Origin of the sequence: Clostridium tertium, assembly GCF_902652255.1 — a bacterium.
GTDB classification, from domain to species: Bacteria; Bacillota; Clostridia; order Clostridiales; family Clostridiaceae; genus Clostridium; species Clostridium tertium_A.
The window spans coordinates 33,133-55,691 of sequence record NZ_CACRTO010000020.1 but is presented as its reverse complement, the minus strand read 5'-3'; the positions used below and the strand labels follow the sequence as shown (position 1 = coordinate 55,691).

At 27.5% G+C, this 22,559-nt stretch carries 21 protein-coding genes and 2 pseudogenes; 9 read left to right on the top strand and 14 right to left on the bottom strand.

Annotated features, from left to right (window positions below; translation table 11 throughout):
• The first annotated feature begins 247 nt into the window (after positions 1-247).
• From GPX08_RS09185 to GPX08_RS09170, 4 genes and pseudogenes are all read left to right on the top strand, one after another.
• Positions 248-511, top strand: coding sequence for a hypothetical protein (locus tag GPX08_RS09185; RefSeq protein ID WP_156626516.1), 264 nt, complete (start codon positions 248-250; stop codon positions 509-511).
• Positions 512-939: 428 nt separating this feature from the next.
• Entirely contained in the window at positions 940-1,161 is a 222-nt protein-coding gene (locus tag GPX08_RS09180; protein WP_156626515.1) for a glycosyl transferase, read from the top strand.
• A 29-nt stretch (positions 1,162-1,190) separates the two neighbouring features.
• Positions 1,191-1,754, top strand: a pseudogene (locus GPX08_RS09175) (GNAT family N-acetyltransferase).
• Between the two features lie 83 nt (positions 1,755-1,837).
• Entirely contained in the window at positions 1,838-2,074 is a 237-nt protein-coding gene (locus GPX08_RS09170; RefSeq protein WP_156626514.1) for a hypothetical protein, read from the top strand.
• 489 nt (positions 2,075-2,563) lie between these two features.
• Here GPX08_RS09170 and GPX08_RS09165 read toward each other — a convergent pair whose 3' ends face one another.
• The 4 genes from GPX08_RS09165 to GPX08_RS09150 all read right to left on the bottom strand — a co-directional run bounded on the left by GPX08_RS09165 (position 2,564) and on the right by GPX08_RS09150 (position 6,862).
• Complete coding sequence (locus tag GPX08_RS09165) at positions 2,564-2,977, bottom strand: hypothetical protein (protein WP_156626513.1); 414 nt, start codon at positions 2,975-2,977, stop codon at positions 2,564-2,566.
• A 130-nt stretch (positions 2,978-3,107) separates the two neighbouring features.
• Positions 3,108-4,196 carry a diguanylate cyclase gene (locus tag GPX08_RS09160; RefSeq protein ID WP_156626512.1) on the bottom strand — a complete coding sequence of 363 codons (1,089 nt, stop codon included), beginning with the start codon at positions 4,194-4,196 and terminating at the stop codon, positions 3,108-3,110.
• A 133-nt stretch (positions 4,197-4,329) separates the two neighbouring features.
• Entirely contained in the window at positions 4,330-5,451 is a 1,122-nt protein-coding gene (locus GPX08_RS09155; protein ID WP_156626511.1) for a Ger(x)C family spore germination protein, read from the bottom strand.
• Entirely contained in the window at positions 5,441-6,862 is a 1,422-nt protein-coding gene (locus GPX08_RS09150) for a spore germination protein (protein WP_156626510.1), read from the bottom strand. Before GPX08_RS09150 ends, GPX08_RS09155 begins: the two co-directional genes overlap by 11 nt.
• A 406-nt stretch (positions 6,863-7,268) precedes the next feature.
• Here GPX08_RS09150 and GPX08_RS09145 point away from each other — a divergent pair, with 406 nt between their 5' ends.
• From GPX08_RS09145 to GPX08_RS09135, 3 genes are all read left to right on the top strand, one after another.
• Positions 7,269-8,348, top strand: coding sequence for an endospore germination permease (locus GPX08_RS09145; RefSeq protein ID WP_156626509.1), 1,080 nt, complete (start codon positions 7,269-7,271; stop codon positions 8,346-8,348).
• Between the two features lie 187 nt (positions 8,349-8,535).
• Positions 8,536-8,691, top strand: coding sequence for a cytochrome C551 (locus GPX08_RS09140; protein ID WP_156626508.1), 156 nt, complete (start codon positions 8,536-8,538; stop codon positions 8,689-8,691).
• A gap of 116 nt (positions 8,692-8,807) precedes the next feature.
• Complete coding sequence (locus tag GPX08_RS09135) at positions 8,808-8,966, top strand: hypothetical protein (RefSeq protein ID WP_156626507.1); 159 nt, start codon at positions 8,808-8,810, stop codon at positions 8,964-8,966.
• A gap of 177 nt (positions 8,967-9,143) precedes the next feature.
• Here the strand turns inward: GPX08_RS09135 and GPX08_RS09130 are convergent, their stop codons facing one another.
• The 6 genes and pseudogenes from GPX08_RS09130 to GPX08_RS09105 all read right to left on the bottom strand — a co-directional run bounded on the left by GPX08_RS09130 (position 9,144) and on the right by GPX08_RS09105 (position 15,516).
• Positions 9,144-9,971 carry an ABC transporter substrate-binding protein gene (locus tag GPX08_RS09130; protein WP_156626506.1) on the bottom strand — a complete coding sequence of 276 codons (828 nt, stop codon included), beginning with the start codon at positions 9,969-9,971 and terminating at the stop codon, positions 9,144-9,146.
• Between the two features lie 569 nt (positions 9,972-10,540).
• Entirely contained in the window at positions 10,541-11,467 is a 927-nt protein-coding gene (locus GPX08_RS09125; protein ID WP_156626505.1) for a prenyltransferase, read from the bottom strand.
• Positions 11,467-12,297: an ABC transporter permease subunit gene (locus GPX08_RS09120; RefSeq protein WP_156626728.1), complete on the bottom strand. Its 831-nt coding sequence runs from the start codon at positions 12,295-12,297 to the stop codon at positions 11,467-11,469. The genes GPX08_RS09125 and GPX08_RS09120 overlap by 1 nt, the downstream gene beginning before the upstream one ends.
• Positions 12,287-13,168 carry an ABC transporter permease subunit gene (locus GPX08_RS09115; protein ID WP_156626504.1) on the bottom strand — a complete coding sequence of 294 codons (882 nt, stop codon included), beginning with the start codon at positions 13,166-13,168 and terminating at the stop codon, positions 12,287-12,289. The genes GPX08_RS09120 and GPX08_RS09115 overlap by 11 nt, the downstream gene beginning before the upstream one ends.
• Positions 13,161-14,435: pseudogene (locus GPX08_RS09110) on the bottom strand (extracellular solute-binding protein). The gene GPX08_RS09115 and the pseudogene GPX08_RS09110 overlap by 8 nt, the downstream one beginning before the upstream one ends.
• 1 nt (position 14,436) lies before the next feature.
• Positions 14,437-15,516, bottom strand: coding sequence for an ATP-binding cassette domain-containing protein (locus tag GPX08_RS09105; protein WP_156626503.1), 1,080 nt, complete (start codon positions 15,514-15,516; stop codon positions 14,437-14,439).
• Positions 15,517-15,881: 365 nt separating this feature from the next.
• Here GPX08_RS09105 and trpS point away from each other — a divergent pair, with 365 nt between their 5' ends.
• On the top strand, positions 15,882-16,889 hold the full coding sequence (trpS, locus tag GPX08_RS09100) for a tryptophan--tRNA ligase (RefSeq protein WP_156626502.1): 1,008 nt from the start codon (positions 15,882-15,884) through the stop codon (positions 16,887-16,889).
• Between the two features lie 39 nt (positions 16,890-16,928).
• On the opposite strand, the gene GPX08_RS09095 is transcribed toward trpS, so the two are convergent.
• The 4 genes from GPX08_RS09095 to GPX08_RS09080 all read right to left on the bottom strand — a co-directional run bounded on the left by GPX08_RS09095 (position 16,929) and on the right by GPX08_RS09080 (position 20,968).
• Positions 16,929-17,810 carry a hypothetical protein gene (locus GPX08_RS09095; protein WP_156626501.1) on the bottom strand — a complete coding sequence of 294 codons (882 nt, stop codon included), beginning with the start codon at positions 17,808-17,810 and terminating at the stop codon, positions 16,929-16,931.
• A 207-nt stretch (positions 17,811-18,017) separates the two neighbouring features.
• Positions 18,018-18,887, bottom strand: a complete 870-nt coding sequence (galU, locus tag GPX08_RS09090; RefSeq protein WP_156626500.1) for a UTP--glucose-1-phosphate uridylyltransferase GalU — start codon at positions 18,885-18,887, stop codon at positions 18,018-18,020.
• Positions 18,888-19,031: 144 nt separating this feature from the next.
• Positions 19,032-19,922: a UDP-3-O-(3-hydroxymyristoyl)glucosamine N-acyltransferase gene (locus GPX08_RS09085; RefSeq protein WP_156626499.1), complete on the bottom strand. Its 891-nt coding sequence runs from the start codon at positions 19,920-19,922 to the stop codon at positions 19,032-19,034.
• Positions 19,923-19,945: 23 nt separating this feature from the next.
• Positions 19,946-20,968 (bottom strand): glycosyltransferase, encoded by a 1,023-nt coding sequence (locus GPX08_RS09080; protein ID WP_156626498.1) that lies wholly within the window; start codon positions 20,966-20,968, stop codon positions 19,946-19,948.
• Positions 20,969-21,239: 271 nt separating this feature from the next.
• Between GPX08_RS09080 and brnQ the strand changes: the two genes are divergently transcribed.
• Positions 21,240-22,508 (top strand): branched-chain amino acid transport system II carrier protein, encoded by a 1,269-nt coding sequence (gene brnQ, locus GPX08_RS09075; protein ID WP_156626497.1) that lies wholly within the window; start codon positions 21,240-21,242, stop codon positions 22,506-22,508.
• The last annotated feature ends 51 nt before the right edge of the window (positions 22,509-22,559 follow it).

Here is a 22,559-nt window from a genome sequence, read left to right as displayed (position 1 = left end):
ATTCATCAAGCCAATTAGGATTTATATTAATATGAAAACATAATTTATCTAAGTTTTTTATTTATTGCTTCTCTATCCTTCAATTATACTAAGCAAGAAATATTGAAATAGATTTATTTTGTATAGTATAATAATTAAAAATTTAATATTATAAAGAAATTTAACAATTCTAATTGATAGATAAATACCAAAATGAAATTATAATTTTGCATTAAGTAGATTTATACTAATAAGGAGGTGCAGTACTATGCTAAATAATATTTTTATTAACAAAAGTAAATTAACTAAAATAACGCATATTATTCTATTTATTACTACAGGATTATATCTATTAGAATCTATATTTCTTGCTGGACTATTTACTAATCCAATATTAGCTTGTATTAATATTATATTAAGTATTATTTCTCTTATAATAGCAGTTATAAAGAAAGAGAGTAAATTAGCTATTATTGATTTATCTATTCTTTTAGGAACTTTAGCAATATTTATATATCTAATTAATTTATAAAAAGTCTTTTTTAATTTACGAATATAAAGTGATTCTTATCTTCAGGTGGAGTTTTCTTAAAAAGTAGAGAACCAAAATCTTGTATTTTGTGTAAATCACTTTTACAGAGTACAGGATGCCTACTCCAGCTGAAGGTTAGAAGAACTAATCAAGGCGAGTAGCAATGCTTAGCTCCCACTTGTAGAAAGTGGAGTATTAGCAATGGTAGCGATGGGATAAAATTAAATATAGATAAATTCTGATACCGTACTATTCAATAATGAATATACGGTATTTTTTATTTGAAGTTCCATACTTTTTCTATTAAAAATCCCTGCAAGTAATTAAAAATTATAGCATTCACAAATCCTCCAACATATTTTTAGTAAAATATGTTATAATTAAGAATAATTGTATTTAATTTTTCAAGAATTATAAGGAGGTATTTTATGAAAAGTCAACTTAAATACTTTTTATCAGGTATTATCATAATATTATTTAGTTCACCTATAGGTTACTTTATGATCAATACATTATATGCTAATAAAAATCTATCAGGCGAATACACTACTTTATTAAATGGCTTTATACATTCAATTATTATAATTGGTGTTCTAGTATTTTTCCTAGGATTAATAAATCTATTTATTGAAAAAAACATAAATAGATAATATGAATTTTGGGTATTAGGGGGAATAACATGGATATAACTATTAATATCTCAAAAATAATTTTAGAAACAGATAGGCTTATTTTGAGACCATGGAAAGAAACAAATCTAAATGAGTTTTTCCAGTATGCATCAATCCTAGGGGTAGGTTAAATGGCAGGATGGAAACATCATAAGTCAATTGAAATTTCAGAAAAAATATTACAGTCATTTATTTCATGGAAAAATGTCTTTGCTATAGTCTATAAAGAAAATACTAAGGTAATTGGTTCATTAGGATTACATAATTCATGGGCTAATGATGAAAGTGATTATTCACATCTTAAACTTAAGGAAGTGGGATACGTTTTATCTAAAGACTATTGGGGAAATGGATTAATGCCTGAAGCACTTACAGCAGTAATTAAATTTTGCTTTAATATCTGCAAGGTAGATGCACTCACAATATGCCACTTCTTATCTAATACACAGTCTAAAAGAGTTATAGAAAAATGTGGATTTAAATTTGTAAAACAAAGCGAATATTTTGCTAAACAACTAGATTTAACTTTTGATGATATGCAATATGTATTGTTAAATAAAGAAAATTTCTAACCACCCTATTCTTCAATAAACTTAATAGACAATATTAAATTTACTAAGAAATAATTATAATACTAGTAAATGGAGGGAATTAAATGAAAAAAGTATTAAAAGGCATATTAGGAATGATGGTATTTTATATTTTTAATATGTTTATAATGCAAATTATTGGACAATTTATTTTTGTTGGTGACCCCGTTACTCTTTCTTATCACTTATTTACCTATACAGGATTAATGACTTTATGTGCAGTTATTATTGTATGTACATATATAATAATTGAGAAATTAAATGAAGTTAAAGCAGAGGTTAATAAATCAAAAAATACATAAATTAATATTTAACATAACTCAAAGCTCAGTATTAGGTAGTGATTTCTGCCTTGGAATGTATTGGTTAAGATTAGGACTTTCTTTTCTTATATGTATTTTATCTGCTATAAATCTATTTAATTCAAATAAATTAAAATATAAAGACAAATATAAATAAGAATTTGTAGGGGTAGTATTATAATTGAACTTAGCAGAAAGTTTTCCACTTCTATTATACCTATTTATCAACATTTACTAAAAAAGATAAAGTATCAATAATTTCATTTACTTTTAAGAAAACAAATGAAATTATTGATACTTTATTTTTATCTTTCTTCATTATAAATAATCATTGAAATTCAACTAATCCGAATTTCTTCATTTAGTTTTATTTCTTGGGCAAAATTAAATCATTCAAGGAGTCTTTAACATATTGTGCGTAAATTGACTTGAAGTTTACAAGGTCGGTGGAGCATAATATGTTAAAGACTCCTACAAAATTTGAAGCTATTAAGCTGCGTAGGATTTTATGAAGTCTGGAAGTTCTTCTAGACATTCACAGTTTAAGTTAATAAATAAATTCACGTTAAACCTTTGAGAGAATTCCTTTATTTTTTTGAACAGAGTAATTGATTCAGATATATTTTTATTAATTATATTTGAAAGAGCATCAATATAAATATTCTCAACATCATAATTTTGTGATACTACACCACAAAGTAAGCCATAAAAGCTATCACAATCAACTATGTCTAACTCTTCAGTGTCAACAAACCTTATTTTCTTATTAAGTTGCATCATACGTCTTGCATCGTCGTCAATATAAACAGTATCACCTTTAGAATTTAATGAGGCCTCATTAGCTAGCTCAATTAACTTTTTGGATTTACCTGAACCTCTCTTTGCACAAAAAACTTGAATCATTGGAATCCACTCCTTTAATAAAATTTTTTATTCTCTTAATTTTAGTATATTCTTTATTACTGAAAATATTTACAATAAATTCAATAATAAAGCAAAAAGATAGAGACACTAATTAGTTTCCCTATCTTTGCTACTCTACATACATATATTTATGTGAACTTATAACTTTATTTTTTCCTGCGTCTTTTGCCATGTATAGATATTCGTCGGCAGCTTTTATTACTGCTTCTATAGTATCACCATCATAGGGATAAAATCCTAGCCCAAAACTCGCTGTTATACTTTTACTTATATTACCATCTTGAATATAATTTTTACTAATAGCTTCTCTAATTCCGTCTACTTTCTTGAATATTTCATTAGCTGGACAGTTACAATCTATGTACAAGATTAATTCTTCTCCACCATATCGTGCTATTATATCCTTTGGTCCTAATTTTTCTCTTATCATTTTAGTAGTTTCTATTAAGACTTTATCTCCAAATAGATGTCCTAACGTATCATTGATCTTCTTAAAATCATCTAAGTCTATCATAACTATTGCATACTCTTTAACATCCTCTTCATTAAACCTTTCATTTATAATTTCATAAAAGGTTCTTCTATGATATATTCCAAGTAAAGAGTCAGTTTTGGCTGCTTTTTCTATCTTTTTATACAAAATAGCATTTTCTAAAGCTATTGCTATTTGATTTGCTATCGTATTTAAAAATAATTCATGGAACTCATTTAAGAAGTTAAAATGTGTATGATCAACTACAATATAACCTATACAATCTTCTCCAACATTTATAGGTACACCCATTCTTGAATGAATACATATTTTATTATTATCATCTTTAGTTATAGGTATCTTAGAATTTAAAATAAAAGTTTTTCTCTGACTTATGTATTTATTACAATCATCAGTTAATTTAATACTTTCATTAGTCCCATTAGTAGCACTTATAACAAAACTTTCATCTTCTTTTAAATAAACAGTAGATTGTGTAACACCAATAATCCCAATTATCATATCATTAATAATTGGTATTATATCTTTGCTGCTTAAATTAGAGTTTACATAATTACTAATAAAGAGCACATTAGAAAGCATATCTAAGTTTTTTTCATACTGTACATTAATTGTACTTAATTCTTGTAACTTACTTTCAGTAATTCTTTGATAACTTTCATACTCAGATCTTATTTGCTCATATTTTAACTTATAATCGTCCATACTCCCTCCCTATTTTATTCTAAATAGTATGAATCGAATTATTTCCCCTATAATTTAATATTACTGTATTTCTTTATTAATATCAATATCTTTTGCCTATATTTCCTTAAAAAACCACAATTGTGAATTATTTTTAAAGACTATCCTTAACAATTCCAGTTCCTTCTATAATTATGTTCACATTTAATTCCAATTCAGTAATGCTTAATGGGTCCTCTATTTCTATATCTAAATTCTTTACATCTAATAATCTTTTAATATCAAATATATCTAAGCCTTCTTTTTTATATGTATTAAAAATGTTTTTTAAGTAGTTTTTTACTTCTTGTTCTTTTACTATTTTAATATAATTTAATGTATTTTTATCAACTATTAATTTATCCTGAGCTTCAGCCACTGATACCTTCATCTCTAAATCTTTTATAAGCCTAATTTTATTATCTTCATATTCTAATTCAGTTTTAGTTGAATTACTTAATATCTCTAAAGTTATAAAACCTTCCTCTGACTGAGGGTTTGATATTTCTAAAGTTCCTTTAGTTACATTATTCATTAATAAATTATAACTCAAAGTATCATTTGCTTTTAATCTATTTATTAATTTACTATCTTTTATTATTGCCCCTCCACCAATTTCAATCTTCTTATCTAATGCATCTTCTCTTATTTCTATAGCTCCAACTATATATGTCTTATCATCCTCTATAGACTTGCTTAGATATTCATTAATATTGGCTCTCACTGCCCTAGGATTTCTCTTGTTTTTATGTACTAACTCTTCTAAATATAGTCCAAGATATTCTTCATCACTAGAAGTTACTTTAAGTAAATCTTTAACTTCTCCAAAATAAACAAATATATCTGGTTTTATTTGAAACTCCTGATTGTTATTTATTAAATCTAAATATCCCTTTACCCCTTCTCTTGCAGCTTTTTCAGTAAATATATAAGCCCTATTTTGTGAATAGTTCAACTCATAACTTGAAGCTAAATTAACGTCCCTTAATGCTTCCAAAGCTGTCTTTCCTATTCCTTTGTATATCATTCTTCTTCCCTTGTCTGAGCTTTCATTTGTACTTCTATATGGTTTAATACAATCTACGTAAACAACAGATCTTCCAAAATCATCTGTATCAAATATAATACTTGTTGCAAAAGTAACCTTATTTATATCTCTATAATTAAAACATCCTACTAAAAGGATTGGAAATAAAAAAGCTACTATTATTAAACTAAAAAATCTTCTAGCTCTCATCTTCTTCTCCTTCTTTTACAAAATCTTTAGATATCCTACTCAATTTTCCTCTTAGCACTACATCTTTAAACTTATACTCGTTTGTACTTCCAACTGGAAATAAGAATTGGTATCCTACTGAGTCAAGTTCTGAAAGTTGAATTAAGAATATTATGGCTCCAGATAAAAATCCAGGTATTCCAAAAGCTGCTGAAAAACATACTAATATTATTGCCCAGAAAGACAATGCTCCATAAAGCTTTGGAATTAAGAAATATGACAAAGTACTTAATGCCACTACTATTATTGTAATTCTAGATGCTATACCAGCTGCCACTGCAGCATCTCCTAGTATTAAAGCCGAAACTATACTCATTGCTCCACCTATCGGCTGAGGTAATCTAAGTCCTGCTTCTTTTATAAATTGGAATGCAATCATCATAAGTATTACTTCAAGAAAAGTAGGAAATGGTACTCCCGCCCTAGATACAGCAAGCCTAAACATAAATAAGGATGGTATCATAGCAAAATGGTATGTTATCACCGCAACATAAAGACCTGGAACTAAAGCCGCCACAAAAAAAGCAATCCACCTTAATATTCTATTGAAGTTTGTATAATATCTATTTAAATAATAGTCATCGGGCATTTGAAAGTTTTCTAAGAAGAAATACGGTACTGTAATTACAAAAGGAGTACCGTCCACTACTACTCCTATTCTTCCCTCTAGAAGTTTTGCACATACTTCATCTGGTTTCTCAGTATATCCAACTGTATCAAAAAAGCTATCCTGCTTCTTTAAAGCATCTTCTATATAATTTGTATCTAAAATAAATCTTAGGTCTAAGTTTTTAACCTTATTTTTTATTTTATTTATTAATTCTATAGGTGCAATTCCATCAATATAGCAAACAGCTACAGAAGTCTGTGATTTTTCCCCTACTACAATAGCTTCAAATTTTAAATCTGGATTTTTAATACGTCTTCTTATTAAAGCTACATTATTAACTATAAGTTCATTAAACCCCTCTCTTGGACCTTTTAAAACAGATTCAGTTTCAGGTGTTCCAATTCCTCTTACAGGAAACCCCTTAGCTTCTACATACATTATTTCTTTGTATTTATCAAAAATAACTGCTGGATCTCCTGATAAAATATGCATTATAGCATCATCAACATCTTTTGCAATTCCAGCTGCATTTATGTCTAGAGCATTTTCTATAACCTCTTGTAGCGAAGTGAATTCCCCACTTTCAGGAGGTAAATCTCCAAATCCTCTTAAAGGGGATACTACATATTCACTAATCAATTCACTATTACATAAATCATCAATAAATACTATTGTAGCTTTTCCTAATACAGTTTTTACTGGCCTATACTTAACATCAAAGGAGTTTTTTAATTTCTCCTTCACATATTCTAAATTATTCATATACATCACCTGTTTGTATTATTTGTTTGAAAACTGTTTAATATTCATTTTTTTGCTAATACTATAGGGGAATGAAATAATTAAAGAATGAAAAGTTAAAGAATTAAAGAATTGAGGAAGTAATTTGTTCCAAATTACTAAACGCTAAATTTTAGTAATTCATCTTTGTTGAATTACTTCATTAATAGCTAATTGTTACTTGCTAATTATTTATTTCAGTAACATAGGAAAACTTCTAATTTTAAAGTTTAATTTTTTCTATATTTCATAATAAAATTACTAATTGTTAATTAAATAAATCTAATTATAAGAAACTCAGCTCCGCTGCAGTTTCATCCAAAATTGTTAATTATTAATTGTCAATTGCTAATTGTTACTATTTGTTATTGAAAGAAAGGATTTTTTTATGAATAAAATTTCTACTAAGCACTTTATATTATTTATATTAGGAACATCTATTATATCTTGTAAGACTTATCTATCTATATTTGTAGATGTTGGGGGGAGAAGTACATGGCTTGCTTCAATATTAGCTTCCTTTATTTTTGTTTGCTTTCTTTTATTTATAATGAATACTTTCAAGAAAACAAATAATTTTGATATTGTTGATATTTTTAATAAATCTACACCTAAATTTATTAGTTCATTGTTTTTAATAATATTTATATTAGCTTTATTTTTAAATGCAATTGAAGCTGCTGCTGTAGAAGCTAATGTTCTTCATTCAACTTTATTTATAGATACACCTATTTGGTATGCTTTAGCTTTCTTTATAGTTCCTTCATTGTTTATATTTGGTAAGAAAATACGTACACTACTTATTTTTTTAATAATAAGTTTTTCAATTATAATAGTAAATGGTATACTATTCTTCTTATTAACCCAAAGTTATAAAGATATTAATAATTTATTACCTATATTAGGTGATAAACCTATTTCTAATTTTTTATATTCTGCATTAATGATTCTAGGTAGTATGTCAAGTTTTATGATAGTTACTCCATTCTTAAAGTATATTGATAAAACAGAGCATATTAGAATTCACAGCTTATATGCTGGAGTAATTTCTTCTGCTTTTATTATTTTATCTTTTATAGGAGTTATCACTGCTTTTGGTCCTTTGCGTGCAGCTAATATTTTTTATCCTGAATTCGTTCTAAGCCAAAGAATAGAATTAGCTGGCTTCTTAGAATTCGGTGAACTATTCTTTATAATTCAAACAGTTGTAGGATTATTTATTAAATATATTCTATCAACCTATAGCATATTATTAATATGTAATAAATTTATAAAAAGAAAAGCTGTTTTTATTGGAGTATATACATTCTTAGTATTTGTTTTATCTAATTTTCTTGGAGTAAATAATTATATGTTATATGATATTTCAAAGTATATTCAAGGCGTAAATTTAATTGCTTTTATAGTGATACCATTTATAGTTTTCATAATTTATTACTTTAAATTTCTCCCTAAGAAAAGCAAATAAAATGTAGATTTATAAATAAATTTTTATCTCAATATTCCTTGAAAAATATCCTTATTATGATATAATTAGTTTGAATATTTAAATGATTAGGAAAAATCTCGATACGTTCTATCCCTTAAAGTTCATAATCACCTTAAGGAAGAAATATATCAAGTTTGTTCTTATGAATTTTAAGGAGGATTTATAAATGGAAGATAAGAAAATTGTTTGTAAGGATTGCGGAAAGGAATTTGTTTTCACTGTTGGAGAACAAGAATTCTATAAAGAAAAGGGATTTGATAACGATCCAGTTAGATGTCCTGACTGTAGAAAAGCTAGAAAAGCTCAAAACAATAGAAGATAATTTCTCTACCGAGTTAACCTGTCCTGGTTAACTCTATTTTTTTTCGAATTTTTCAAGTATTATTATTGTAAATTTGCACAAGCTATATTTAGTATGGATATAGGAGGTAACAAATTTTGAGTTTTTTAAAATCAATATTTACTATTTTAGTATTAATGGTACTTATATCATTACTTTTTAAATATTCTTTTTGGGCTGTTAATTCTATATTAATTCTAGCAACTTTATTATTCTTAGGAGATGTTTTTTATTATAATAGAGTCCTATCTAAGTAATGCTTATTCCTTAGCGACTTTCTAAGTCGTTACAAACCTATATATACTCACTTGAAAGTAAGATAAGGAAATTATAAATAAATGCGAATAAAGACAAAGGTAAATATACTACTATATTTACCTTTATACTATATTCCACAATTTAAGATAACTAAAGGATGAATACATATCATTGTGTTATATTCCCCTTATTAATAAATCCCCATCATACAATTTTTTAATTTCTCCCTCTCTATGCATCCATTCTTGACATAAATCGAAATCTTCTTTTCTATAATCACCATTAATCTCAAAATTGAAGTTTTTAAATCCCTCTGCTACTTCTCTTGGAAATCCGCAGTACTCCATAAAGTAATTAACCTTTGCTTCACTAGATGAACTATTGAAAATTTCTGCTGCTTCATTTAATGCTTTATGAAAGTTTTTAACTGCCTCTTCATTGTTATTATAAAAATCTTCATCAAAGCACCACATTACTAGATTTTTATCACTATTTCTTGAATCCCAAATAATCTTACCCCCACTATTAACTAATTTAGATACAAAAGGCTCAATTGCAACTAAGGCATCTATTTCGTTATTATTTAATGCCTGAATTCTATCATAAGTGTTATTAATCCAAACTATTTTAGGATTCCTTATAATATCCTTTAAATCATTTTCTAAAAATAATCTAAATAATCCACTTCTATTAACACCAACTCTAATTCCATTTAAATCCTTAGGTAAATCTTTTCCACCAACTAAGTTTATAGTTCTTGTTAGATTAGAAGTTATAACTGCCTTCTTCCCCTTTTCAAGCATATAGAAGAAAAATGTTGTATCTCCCATCATTGCATCTGATCTACCTTCTAAGAATTCAACATTTCCTTTAAAGAAAAAGTCTTCATCTAAATATAAGTTCATATCTATATTATATTTTTTAAATATCCCTTGCTTATCTGCCAATATTGAAGTTAGACTTAGTGGATTCTTCTTTATTAAATTTAAATTTATCTTTACCATAACTTCCTCCCTTGTAATAAAATGCGAATATAACTGCAAAGATAAATTGACTGCTCGTAAGACAAATTGCTACAAAAATAAGTTCTAAGGCTCGTAAAAACTACTAAACCAAGAGTTTTGGTAAAACTCGCATGCGCTCAGACAAACCAACAACTCTAAGGCCTAGTAGCTTTTACTTCACCAAGAACTTCTAATTTTTCGCCATATGCTTACTTCACCATCAATTTATCTTTGCTAGTAATTCATCATTTAAATATTTTAGGTGATTACACTAACTTTTATTGAAATTTAGCTCATCTGAATTTCTTCTTTTAGTAGGCTAGAATCCCCAAGTTTAAATTATTTAAAACGTTTCTAACATTAATGATATGTATTAAATTGGAGATTTTATTATAATGAGAAACTACAATTCTTATTTAAGATAGCTAAGATGGCGTTAAGAATTTTTATTGTTTGAGCAAAGCGAGTTATAAAAATTTAGCCAGCTTAGATAGCTTAAATTTAGAATTATATTCGAAATTATCTAAAAATCGGAAAGTTAATACATATCATTATGTTTTATTCGCATTTTATAACAATATTGTATATATTAAAAATTCTAATGACATTATGAAGTGAAAGCTATATATAAGAAGCAGAGGTCTTGGTCCCCATTCTCTTCCCATTTCTTTATATACTTCTTGTATTTTATAATAATCCTTATACCATTTAACATATCCATAATAATAAAATATCATAAGTCCTGATATAAATATTATTAAGCTTATTTTTGACATTAAAAATAGGGCTATCCAAGCTAATACCATAATTATGGCTTCTGGTATTATTATCTTAATTGAGTTTCTAAAACCAATAACGTGAGGTAGAGTTACTCTAACTCCTTTATCTTTCTCATAGTCAGATGTATTGTTTGTGGACATTAAGAATATAGTCATTATCATTGATATTAGTGCATATAAAATTATTTCTATACTTACTTTACCTTGCTGTATATAAGCAGATACAAAGCTACTTATACCACCTGCAAATATTCCTGATACTAATTCACCAATAGGATAAATTATATATGGTTTTGGTCCTAAGGAATAAGTTATTGCTGCTAAGGCACTTACTATACCTATAATTAATATACTTATATCCTTAGTTATTAAAACTACTAAAAGTCCACTTCCTCCACCTAAAGCTAACATAAAACCTAAAGCTATTATTGCATCTAAAAACTTAGCGTCTCCTCTAACTAAACCTTCACTACCTAAGTGCCCTGTAAAGGTATCTTCATTTTCTTCATTCTTTAAAAATGCTCTTATTTCATTTGCTATATTAGCTACTATATTTAAGCTAAAGCCTGAAATAAACATTAAAATTAATGGAAGTATTTTTATATCTCTTGCTAAATATGCTCCAAACAATCCACCACTTAAAGCTGGAAGTCCTGTTGCAAAGCCTGTTCTAATCTCCATTACTGTATATATTCGTTTTAAAAAATTATTTTTCATTATCTAATACTCCCTGATGTTATTCCTTGATAAATATGCTTTTGCAAAAATACGAAAAATAAAATCATTGGTATCATACTTATTACAATCCCTGCACATATAACCTGCCATTCTGTAGATGCTGGTCCTATAAAGTTAAACAATGTTGTTGATACAGTATTTAACCCTTCCCCTGGCATATATAAAAATGGTACATAAAAATCATTATATATTGAAATTATTTTAAGCATAATTGCAGTTGCAGTTGCAGGTTTTAGCAAAGGAAATATTACCTTTCTATATATTTGAAAATATCCTGCTCCTTCTAACATTGCTGCTTTATCTAAATCCCTTGGAACTTTTTCTAATGCTTGCATATAAATATAAACCATTAATACATCTGCACCTAAATATATTATTATTGGTGCAAGCCTAGTATTGTATATACCTAGTGCATCAACTATCTTAAAGGTTGCAACTTGAGACATTTCCATAGGCACTATTGATACAAGCAAATACATAAATAAAATTAACTTTTTAAATTTAAAATCAAATCTACTTATAACAAATGCCACCATAGAACCTATAATTACACTACCTGTAGCTCCAAAAAATATTAATATAAATGTATTAATAAAGCCCATAAGCATCTTACCATCTACAAAAGCCTTTATATAATTTTCAAAGTAAGCAAAGCTATTTGGTGGAGTAATTCCACTTGTTCTAGTGAATTCATCATAAGTTTTAAAGGATCCAAAAATAACTGTTATTATTGGCAAAAACACTATTATTGTCCAAGCAATTAAAGCAGTATATTTTAATATTTTTGCTATTATAGACTTAATACTCATCTTCATCATTACTATATACCTTCTTTTGAATAATTGTGGCTAATATAATTACTATTGAAATTATTACAGCCATACTAGCTGCAAGTCCTATTTTCTTTTGCTCAAAGGCAGTTTTTATAGTTTGTAATAAGAATGTGCTAGTACCATTAGATCCATTAGTCATTATCATAGGTATTTCAAATACTGAGATAGATCCAATAATAAGTAAAATAAAGTTTATCTTAATTATTGTGTGGATATTAGGTAATATTACATATCTAACCTTTTGCATTATAGAAGCTCCTTCTATTTCTGCAGCCTTTAAATATTCCCTTGGTATAGATTGAATTGCTCCAAAATACATAATAAAGCTTCTACCTGTAAATCTCCAAAGGGATATGCTAGCTAATGTATAATTAACTATTCTCGGATCTCCAAGCCAATAATGTACAAACTCTCCAAGTCCTAAGCTTCCAAGGGCTGCATCAAATGTTCCTCCTGGTTCAAAAAACACTCTAAACATCATTGATATTGCAACTCCACTTATAAGAGTTGGAAAAACAAAGCTTGCCTTAAAAAAGCCTTTAAATTTAACTTTAAAAGATAGCATAATAGCAAAAAACATAGCTATTATAATTTGAAGGATTCCAGATAAAAAGTAATATAAACTATTTTTAAAAACCTGAAAATAAGTAGGATCCGTTAAAACTTTTATATAATTATCAAAGCCAATAAACTCCTTAACCTTTGATATACCATTCCAAGATGTAAAACTATATATAACTATTTCAATTATAGGTAAAAATCCAAATAAGAATAATAATAAAATAGGAAAAAAAAGAAAGAGAAAAATAATTTGTCTTTCTTTTTTTATTAAGTTTACATTATTCATTTGCCTTTGCAGCAGCTTCCCACTTAGCTTCTAATGAATTTACATAGTCAATATAACTTTCATTTTCATTTGGATATAAACCTATATTAATAACTTTTTGAAGTACATCTGTTAATCTTCCTACACCTACTTCATTAGTAATTGCAGCATACTTACTATCAATTTCTGGAGTTTCTGTAGATGATGTTAATACTATATTATTCTTTTCAAACATCTCTTTTTGTTCTGCAGTTAAGTCTTCTTTATTTGGTGACATTCCACCTAAATCATCTGCATATCCACTTTGAGCTGAAATAAAGAACTCTAAAAACGCCTTAGCAGTTGCTTTATTTTCACTATTCTTATTCATTACAATTACTGATGGTGCTCCAAAAGCAATACTTGTTTGACCATTAAATTTAACTGGTAATGGAGCTATATTAATTTTGCTTCCATTTGTGCTAAGTTCTTGAATCATCTTTGCATCTTGAGAACCCTTCATTATCATTGCAACTTCTCCATCTGCAAGCATTTGAAGAGACTTAGCAAAATCACCTGTTATAGGGTCTGCTTCTGTTAATCCATTTGAAGCTAATCCATAAAATAAATCCATTATTTCACGTATTGGTTGACCTTCTTTAAATCCAGTTCAAGCTTCAAGCATTGCAGATCTATATTGCTCTCCACCATAAGAAGTTAATGTTCCACCCCAAGTTCCTAAAGTCTTGTTGTAGTTTGTATAGAAAGGTATAGCATCAGTATTTTCTTTTATCTTTTTGCAAGCTTCTATAAATTCTTCAGTAGAAGTTGGCATTTCTTCTACTCCAGCCTTCTTTAAAACTTCTTCATTATAAATAATTCCTAAACTATTTAAAGCAACTGGTAGTCCATATGCAACATCATTGTAATCTGCTTCTGTAACATCAATATACTTTTCTTTAAGTTCATCAACTGTTCCTAATGGCTCAAAATAATTTTCATATTCTTCAGGAGTTCCATTCATACTAAAAGGTAAGAATAAAACATCACCATAATCCTTAGTATTCATTCTAGTCATTATGTATTTATCATAATCAGCAGATGATTCCCATACTATATCTTCAACATTTGGATATAGCTTTTTAAAATCTTCTTCTATTTTTTCAAATAATTTGTCAGCATCTGTTCTAGAGGTAACAACCTTAATAGTTCCTCCAATTTCTTCACTTTTCTTTTCGTTAGCCTTAGTACATCCCACCATAAACATTGGTAACATTAATAAAGTTGCTATTATCTTTTTTGCTTTCATATTAATTACTCCTTATATTTTGTTTTGTTAATATATCAAAAATATTAGCCCTATTAAAATTAAAACTAATACTAATTTTATCCCCTATTTTTATATTATTTACTCCATAATCCTTTAAAGTAAATTTCATTTTATTATGGATAATATAAAAAATTGTTTCACTTCCAAGATACTCAATCTTTTCTACAATACTTTCAATAGATTCATCATTAGAATTATCTACCTTAATAGTATCTTCTGATCTTAGTCCAATTATATATTTTCCTTTATTTAAATCATTAAATTCTTTAGGCTTATTAAGCTTAATAGACTCACCTAAAAGAATATAATCATCATCTATAAATAAATCAAATAAATTTATCTGAGGTCTTCCAATAAAAGTAGCTACAAAAACATTACTTGGATTATTATATATTTCAAAAGGACTTCCTATTTGCTGAATTTCTCCATTATTAAGTATTACTATTTTATCAGCCATAGACAAAGCTTCAACTTGATCATGAGTAACATATATAGTTGTAGCATTTAATTCATTGTGTAAATTCCTAATTTCATTTGAAGTTGAGTTTCTTAATTTAGCATCTAAATTCGATAAAGGTTCATCCATTAAAAAGCACTTAGGATTTCTAACCATTGCCCTAGCTAAAGCTATTCTCTGTCTTTGTCCACCTGATAAGTTCTTAGGCTTAGAATTTAAGCACTCTTCTAATTTAAGTATTTTAGCTGCCCATTTTACTTTCTCATCTATCTCCTTTTTATTAGCCTTTCTTATCTTCATTCCAAAAGCAATATTTTCATAAGCTGTTAAATGAGGATACAAAGCATAGCTTTGAAAAACCATGGAGACATCTCTACTCTTAGGTTCTATATCATTAATAACCTTATTATCTACCTTTATTTTTCCTTCAGTAATATCCTCAAATCCACAAATCAAATCCAAAAGAGTAGATTTTCCACTTCCACTAGGACCTAATATAACTATAAATTCACCCTTCTCAATATTAAAATTTATATTCTTCAAGGCATATCTATCAGCATTCTTATACTTTTTTGATAAATTATCAAACTCTATATAACTAATTTAAATCACCTCCATATAAATTATTAAATCTAAATCAATAAATCTAAATAATATAATTGCCTTAATAGTATATAACTATTTTGATTGATAAATCAATAACAATCGTGAAATTTTGCAAAGCAAAATAGTGAAAAATTAAGAATGAAGAATGAAGAATTGAGGAAAAAAGGTGCTTTGCACCAATTTAAATTTAAGTTTTGCTGTGCAAAACCTCCTTAATTCTTCATTTTTAATTTTTAATTCTTAATTAATAAAATGCTGCGCATTTTATTACAATTGACATGGTGATTTACCATACCTATAATTAATTATATAGTTAAACGTTATATAGTAATTGGTTTGCACAAATGAAAGGAGTGCTTTAATTGGAAAATAATACAGAAAAGAAGAAGGTTATATTTAGTGGTATTCAACCTTCTGGACAATTAACCTTAGGAAATTATCTTGGGGCTATAAAAAATTGGGTAAAGCTACAAGATGAATTTGACTGTTATTTTTGTGTAGTTGACTTACATGCAATAACTGTAAAACAAGAGCCAAAAGATTTAAGACAAAGAACCCTTGAAGTTCTTGCAATATATATAGCTTCAGGAATAGTTCCAGAAAAAAATACATTGTTTATTCAATCACATGTTCCAGCTCATAGTGAAGCTGCTTGGTTATTAACTTGCAATACTTATATGGGTGAACTAGGAAGAATGACACAATATAAAGATAAGTCTCAAAAATATGGTGATTCTATAGGGGCAGGGCTATTTACTTATCCAGTATTAATGGCTGCTGATATCCTTTTATATAATACAGATTTAGTTCCTGTAGGCCAAGATCAAAAGCAACATTTAGAGTTGGCTAGGGATATTGCTAATAGATTTAACAATGCTTATAGTCCAACATTTAAAGTACCAGACCCATATATCCCTAAAATAGGGGCAAAGATTATGAGTTTACAAGAACCTACAAAGAAAATGTCTAAATCAGATGATAATCCAAATAGTTATATACTAATTATGGACCCACCTGAAGTAATTAGAAAGAAGGTTTCTAGAGCTGTTACAGATAGTCTTGGTGTTATTAATTACACTGATGAACAACCAGGAGTTAAAAATCTTTTAGATATATTAATAGCTATTAATGGTTCTACAGCTGAAGAATTAGTAGCTTACTATAAAGATAAAGGATATGCTGATTTAAAGAAAGATGTTGCAGATGCAATAGTTTCTGAATTAGAGCCAGTCCAAAATAAAGTAAATGAAATTCTTAAGGATAAAAAATCCCTTGAAGAAATTTATAAGCTAGGTGCTGAAAAAGCTAGCTATGTCTCAATGAAAACATTAAGAAAAATGCAAAAGAAGATTGGATTTATTCCAAGATAATAATAAAAAGGTTGGATGAAACTACATCATCCAACCTTTTTATATGAAAATATATATTATATATCCACTAAGAAAACTTATTATATTAGCCACTATACCAAAAGCAACTCTCCTCTTAGGAGTATGTCCTTTTAATAATTTTGAAAATGAAAAACTCTCAATAACTATTATTAAGAATTCCAGTATTATAAGGGTAAATGTAAAAGCTCCAAAATCATTATTATTAACAACTAAGGTTAGTAATATATTTAATATTATTTGAGTAAGTAAATTAATTAGTATAAAGGGCTTAATATTTTCCTTAATATTAAATTTAAATAATAATAGTATTATTCCTTCCACTATTAATGTAAGAATAATAGTTAACATTATCCCTTTAATGGACAACATTTCTTTAATATTCCCTCTAACTAATCCCATTGCAGATGATTCAGTTTCATAACTTATTTTTTTACTAGCATAATCATATTTAATAGTAGTTCTAAAAGATCTTAATGTTATCTCATCTGATACATTAATATTATTATTACTATCTAATATTGCTATTTTAAAACTTTCTGGTAATGTATAACCAAAATCATGAATAACGTTATTTCCATCTCTTTCCCCTACAAGTCTCCCACTCATAGGTGCACGTGTTTTGGTTAATAGTGCAGGTCTCCAATTCCCATCCCTAAATTCTTTGAACACTTTAATTTTATCCTGATTATATTCTTTTTCATCAAGCCATGTATAACCATTTTTAACTTCATAATCAACAAGCAAATCTAAATAGTATTCTTCTTTAGGTGGATTTTCAACTATTATTTGCAATTCAGGCTTTGGCCCCGTATCCCCTTTAACAATATTAAATGGAATAAGTATTGTAAGAAAAATAATTCCACATATAGATATATACTTTTTAATTTTACTTATTTTCATAATAGTTACCCCACTTCCAAATATTCCTAACATCATTTACATTCTACCATATTAATACTATATATTCAATAAACTGTCAAAGTAAGAATAAGAAAATATAGATCTATTGTTATAATACACTCTATAATATTCCATCATAGATAAGCTATATTTAAAAAGTTACATATCTTGTTTATTGTGATTATTATCTCTTTTATAGACTATAAATTATTTATTCCAATCCTTATTAGTTAAATATTCAATAAATGGTTCTCTTAAATCGTCTCTCTTTAAAGCAAACTCTACTGTTGCTTGTAAGAATCCTAACTTATCTCCAACATCATATCTTCTTCCTTCGAAGTTATATGCATACATTGCTTCACTGTCAATTAAAGTTTGAAGAGCATCAGTTAATTGAATTTCCCCACCTTTACCTGGTGCAGTATTTTTTAATACTTCAAATATTTGTGGAGTAATAATATATCTACCTAATATAGCTACATTACTTGGTGCCTCTTCTACTGCTGGCTTTTCAACTAATTTTTTAACCTTATATACCCTATCTTCAATATGAATTCCATCTACGATTCCATACTTATTTACATCTTCCTTATTAACTGTTTGGACCCCTAGTATAGAAGTTTTATATTCCTTATAACAATCCATTAATTGTTTTAAGCATGGAACTTCTGAATCAACTACATCATCACCTAGTAAAACTGCAAAAGGTTCATTTCCTACAAAGGCTCTAGCGCAAAGAATAGCATGACCTAATCCTTTAGGTTCCTTTTGTCTTATATAGTGGATATCAACCATATCTGATATATCTCTAACTAACTCTAAAAGATCTTCTTTATGATTCTTTTCAAGCTCCATTTCAAGTTCTACCGACTTATCAAAATGGTCTTCAATACACTTTTTATTTCTACCAGTAATTATTAATATTTCCTCAATACCAGATGCTACTGCTTCTTCAATAATATATTGAATAGTAGGCTTATCAACTATAGGAAGCATCTCCTTGGGTTGAGCTTTAGTTGCAGGTAAAAATCTTGTTCCAAGTCCTGCTGCTGGTATAATGGCTTTTCTTACTTTCATTGTTATCCCTCACAATCCATTATCTTTACATAATATCACATATAATTTTATCATAGTAGAATGTATAAAACAATTATAAACTGTTAAATATTAACTTCAATACTTATAAATCATATGTTAAATATTTTCATTCTATAAAAGATTTTATCTTATTTTTTTTATAAAATTTATATATTTATCATGGTCAATGGCAAAGTTACCAGAAACCTTTTCTCCATCTTTTAAATTTTTAGTAACTACAGATCCTAAGCTTACGCTTACCTTATTTCCTAACACTAATCCATTAGAAATTACAGCTCCAAGTCCTACCCATGAATCACTTCCAATTACAGTTCTTCCTCCAAAAGTACTTCTTGATGCAATTAAACATCTTTCTCCAACTTTAACACCATGCTCTATGTGAACTAAATCATCAAGCTTTGAATAATTTCCAATTATGGTATTGTCCCAAGTATATAATGCTTTATCGATACAAGAATTATACTGAACTTCAACATTATCTCCAATTATAACTCCACCACAGTGATTAACATTCATAATTATTCCATCTGTTCTTTTATACTCATATCCTTCTCCACCAAGGATAACTCCTGCTCTTATAATACTATTATCACCTATTACAGTGTTTTCTCTAATAACTACAAATTCTTCTATAATTACATTATTACCAATCACTACATTTGTATCACTAATTGAAGATAATTTGCTTATTTTACATCCTTCTCCTATAGTTGTATTAAAGCTTTCTCTTTTATACTCTTCATTTGAAGAAAGAATATTATGTAACTTAAAATAATCATATCTTGGGCTCTCAGAAATAATTATTCCATACTTATCCTTTAGCTTTTCTCCTATTTCTCTAGTTGTAATAAGAGCTGTTATCTTATTACTTAAGCCACTTATATATTTTTCACTTTCTATAAAAGTAAGGATCTTCTCTTCACATTCAGCAATAGCTAAACCTAAAGAAGTAAATTCACCTTCTTTTAATAATTCTAGCCCTTCTTTTAAATTAATAACTTCACTTAATAACATAAGCTCCTCCTAAATAACATACCCTATCTAGAAATCTTTTTATTTTTCTCTTCTACATTTTTACTTTTAAATATATAGAAGTTCATTAATCCATTAATAAATCCAACTCCGTATGATATGTGTAAAATAGGAAATGTAATGAAAAGATATGGTAAATGTTTAATACTTTTCTTTTTACATATCTTAATTGAAAAAGTAAGATCCAATAATAAATATAATAATATCGTAAGTAAATATCCACCGAATATGAATTTAGAAAATACACTTAATATTCCGCAACCCAATAAAAACAAAACAAACATAAGTGGAATTAAGTGTCTTATAGATGCAGGCTTTTTATGCTTCTGTATTACTCTAACTTTCCAGAATCCATATTGATAGTATTGTCTCCATAATTTTTTAAAATCCCCTCTACTAAAATAAGTTGATTTTATTTTAGGATTCAATAATATTTTCTTACCAGCCTTTTGAACTCTATAATTTAATTCATCATCTTGATTTCTAACTAATTCTTCATCAAATAGCCCTATATCAATTATAAATTTCCTATCATAAGCTCCAAAACCAACTGTATCTACAAAAGCTTCCTTTTCTGCATATCTAAAAAGAGCATTTCCAACACCAAAAGGACAACTCATAGCTTCAGCTATAGCTTCTCCTTTAATACTGTCATTTATTGTTGTAATAACGCCCCCTGCACACCCTATATTATCTCCTTCTAATGCCATGACATTTTCTTTAATAAAATCCTTATCTGCATAAGCATGAGCTCCAAAAATAATTATTATATCAGACTTACTTTTTTTAATACCAAGATTCATTCCAGCAGGTGCTGAAAACTTTAAATTATCTAATAGCACAACATTTTTATGTTCTTTTTTTATTTCGTTTATTACTTTTCTAGTATTATCAGTAGACATTCCATCAGCCACAATTATTTCAATTAATTCTTGAGGATAACTCTGAACTAAAAACGATCTAATACATTCTTCTATATAATTTTCTTCATTCCTACATGGAATAACAATAGATACTGTCTTATTCACTATTACAACTCCTATCTTAGTTATTATATTTAAATATAATTCATTTATTAATTATATCATATGTGCTTATTAAAACAATAAATAGAACTTTCAAGATAATATAAGCATGTAAATTTTCCACTATTTATAAGCTAATTATTTATTGAAGAATATTCAACAATATGATAATATCAATAAGTATTATTTAATATTTCTATCAAAATATTAAACTTTTTATAATTTTTATAAAAAAATATTGTTGAAATTTATATTCATATATCGGAGGATACAAATGAAAAAATCAATAAGAGATTCTATTATCGTTGGATTTGCATTATTTTCAATGTTTTTTGGTGCAGGTAATTTAATATTTCCTGGATTCCTAGGAAATACAATTGGCGATCAATACATACTTGGAATTATAGGTTTCGTTATAACAGGAGTTGGACTACCTCTTCTTGCAATAATTGCTTGTTCTAAAGGCGATGGTACTTTTAAAACTTTATCTAGTAGAATAGGGCCTAAATTTTCAATAATATTCACTGCTATTTTATTTATAGCTATTGGACCTATGCTTGCTATACCTAGAACTGCTGCAACTACCTTTGAACTAACTATAAATCCCTTTTTCCCGAATATTGGACCTTTTATAGCAATGGCTATATACTTTGCAGTTAACTTATTTTTTGTACTAAGAAAAACTTCAATAATAGATACAATAGGTAAGTTCTTAACTCCAGCTCTTATCACTCTTTTAGTTGTGTTAATAGTTAAAGGCTTAGTTATGCCAATAGGAAATATTACTGAAACTAATGCCATAAATGTTTTCCCTACTTCTTTATTAGAGGGATATCAAACTATGGATGCTATAGCAGCATTATTATTTGCAGGAGTAATAACTACATCACTAAAAAGTAAGGGATATAAAGATTCAGAAATGCCTAAGATGATATTAAAATCAAGCTTAGTTGCTGTTATTGGACTAGCTTTCGTCTATGGTGGATTAACTTATATAGGCGCTCAAACTACTGAATTTACTACTTCTGAAATAGGTAAGACTGGATTATTATTATTAATATCTAGAAACATTTTAGGTTCTATAGGACCTGCTTTAATAGGGATAGCCATGTTCCTTGCATGCTTAACTACTTCAATTGGTTTATTAACTGCTGGCTCATCCTTCTTCGAAAAGATTACTAAAGGAAAGTTATCTTTCAAATTGAATGCAATAATAATATCTATAATAAGCTTATTTCTTGCAACCTTAGGCGTAGATAATATAGTAGTACTATCAGTACCAGTATTAAATATATTATATCCCGTTTCTATAACATTAATTTTAACTACACTAATGTCAAAATTTTTAACTAACATTAAAGCTGTAAGACTTGGAGTATATACTTCACTATTTTTCGGAGTATTATCTGCTATTCCAGGAATTAACTTAAGCTTTATTCCTCTTGCTGAAATAGGATTTGGATGGTTTATCCCTACTGTAATCTCTATTGCATTAGGACATGTTATATTTAGAGAAGTAAAAGAAGAAAATGCTATCGCATAATTAATAATGAAAAATGTATAATGAAAAATGAAGGAAAAAACTCCTTTCGGA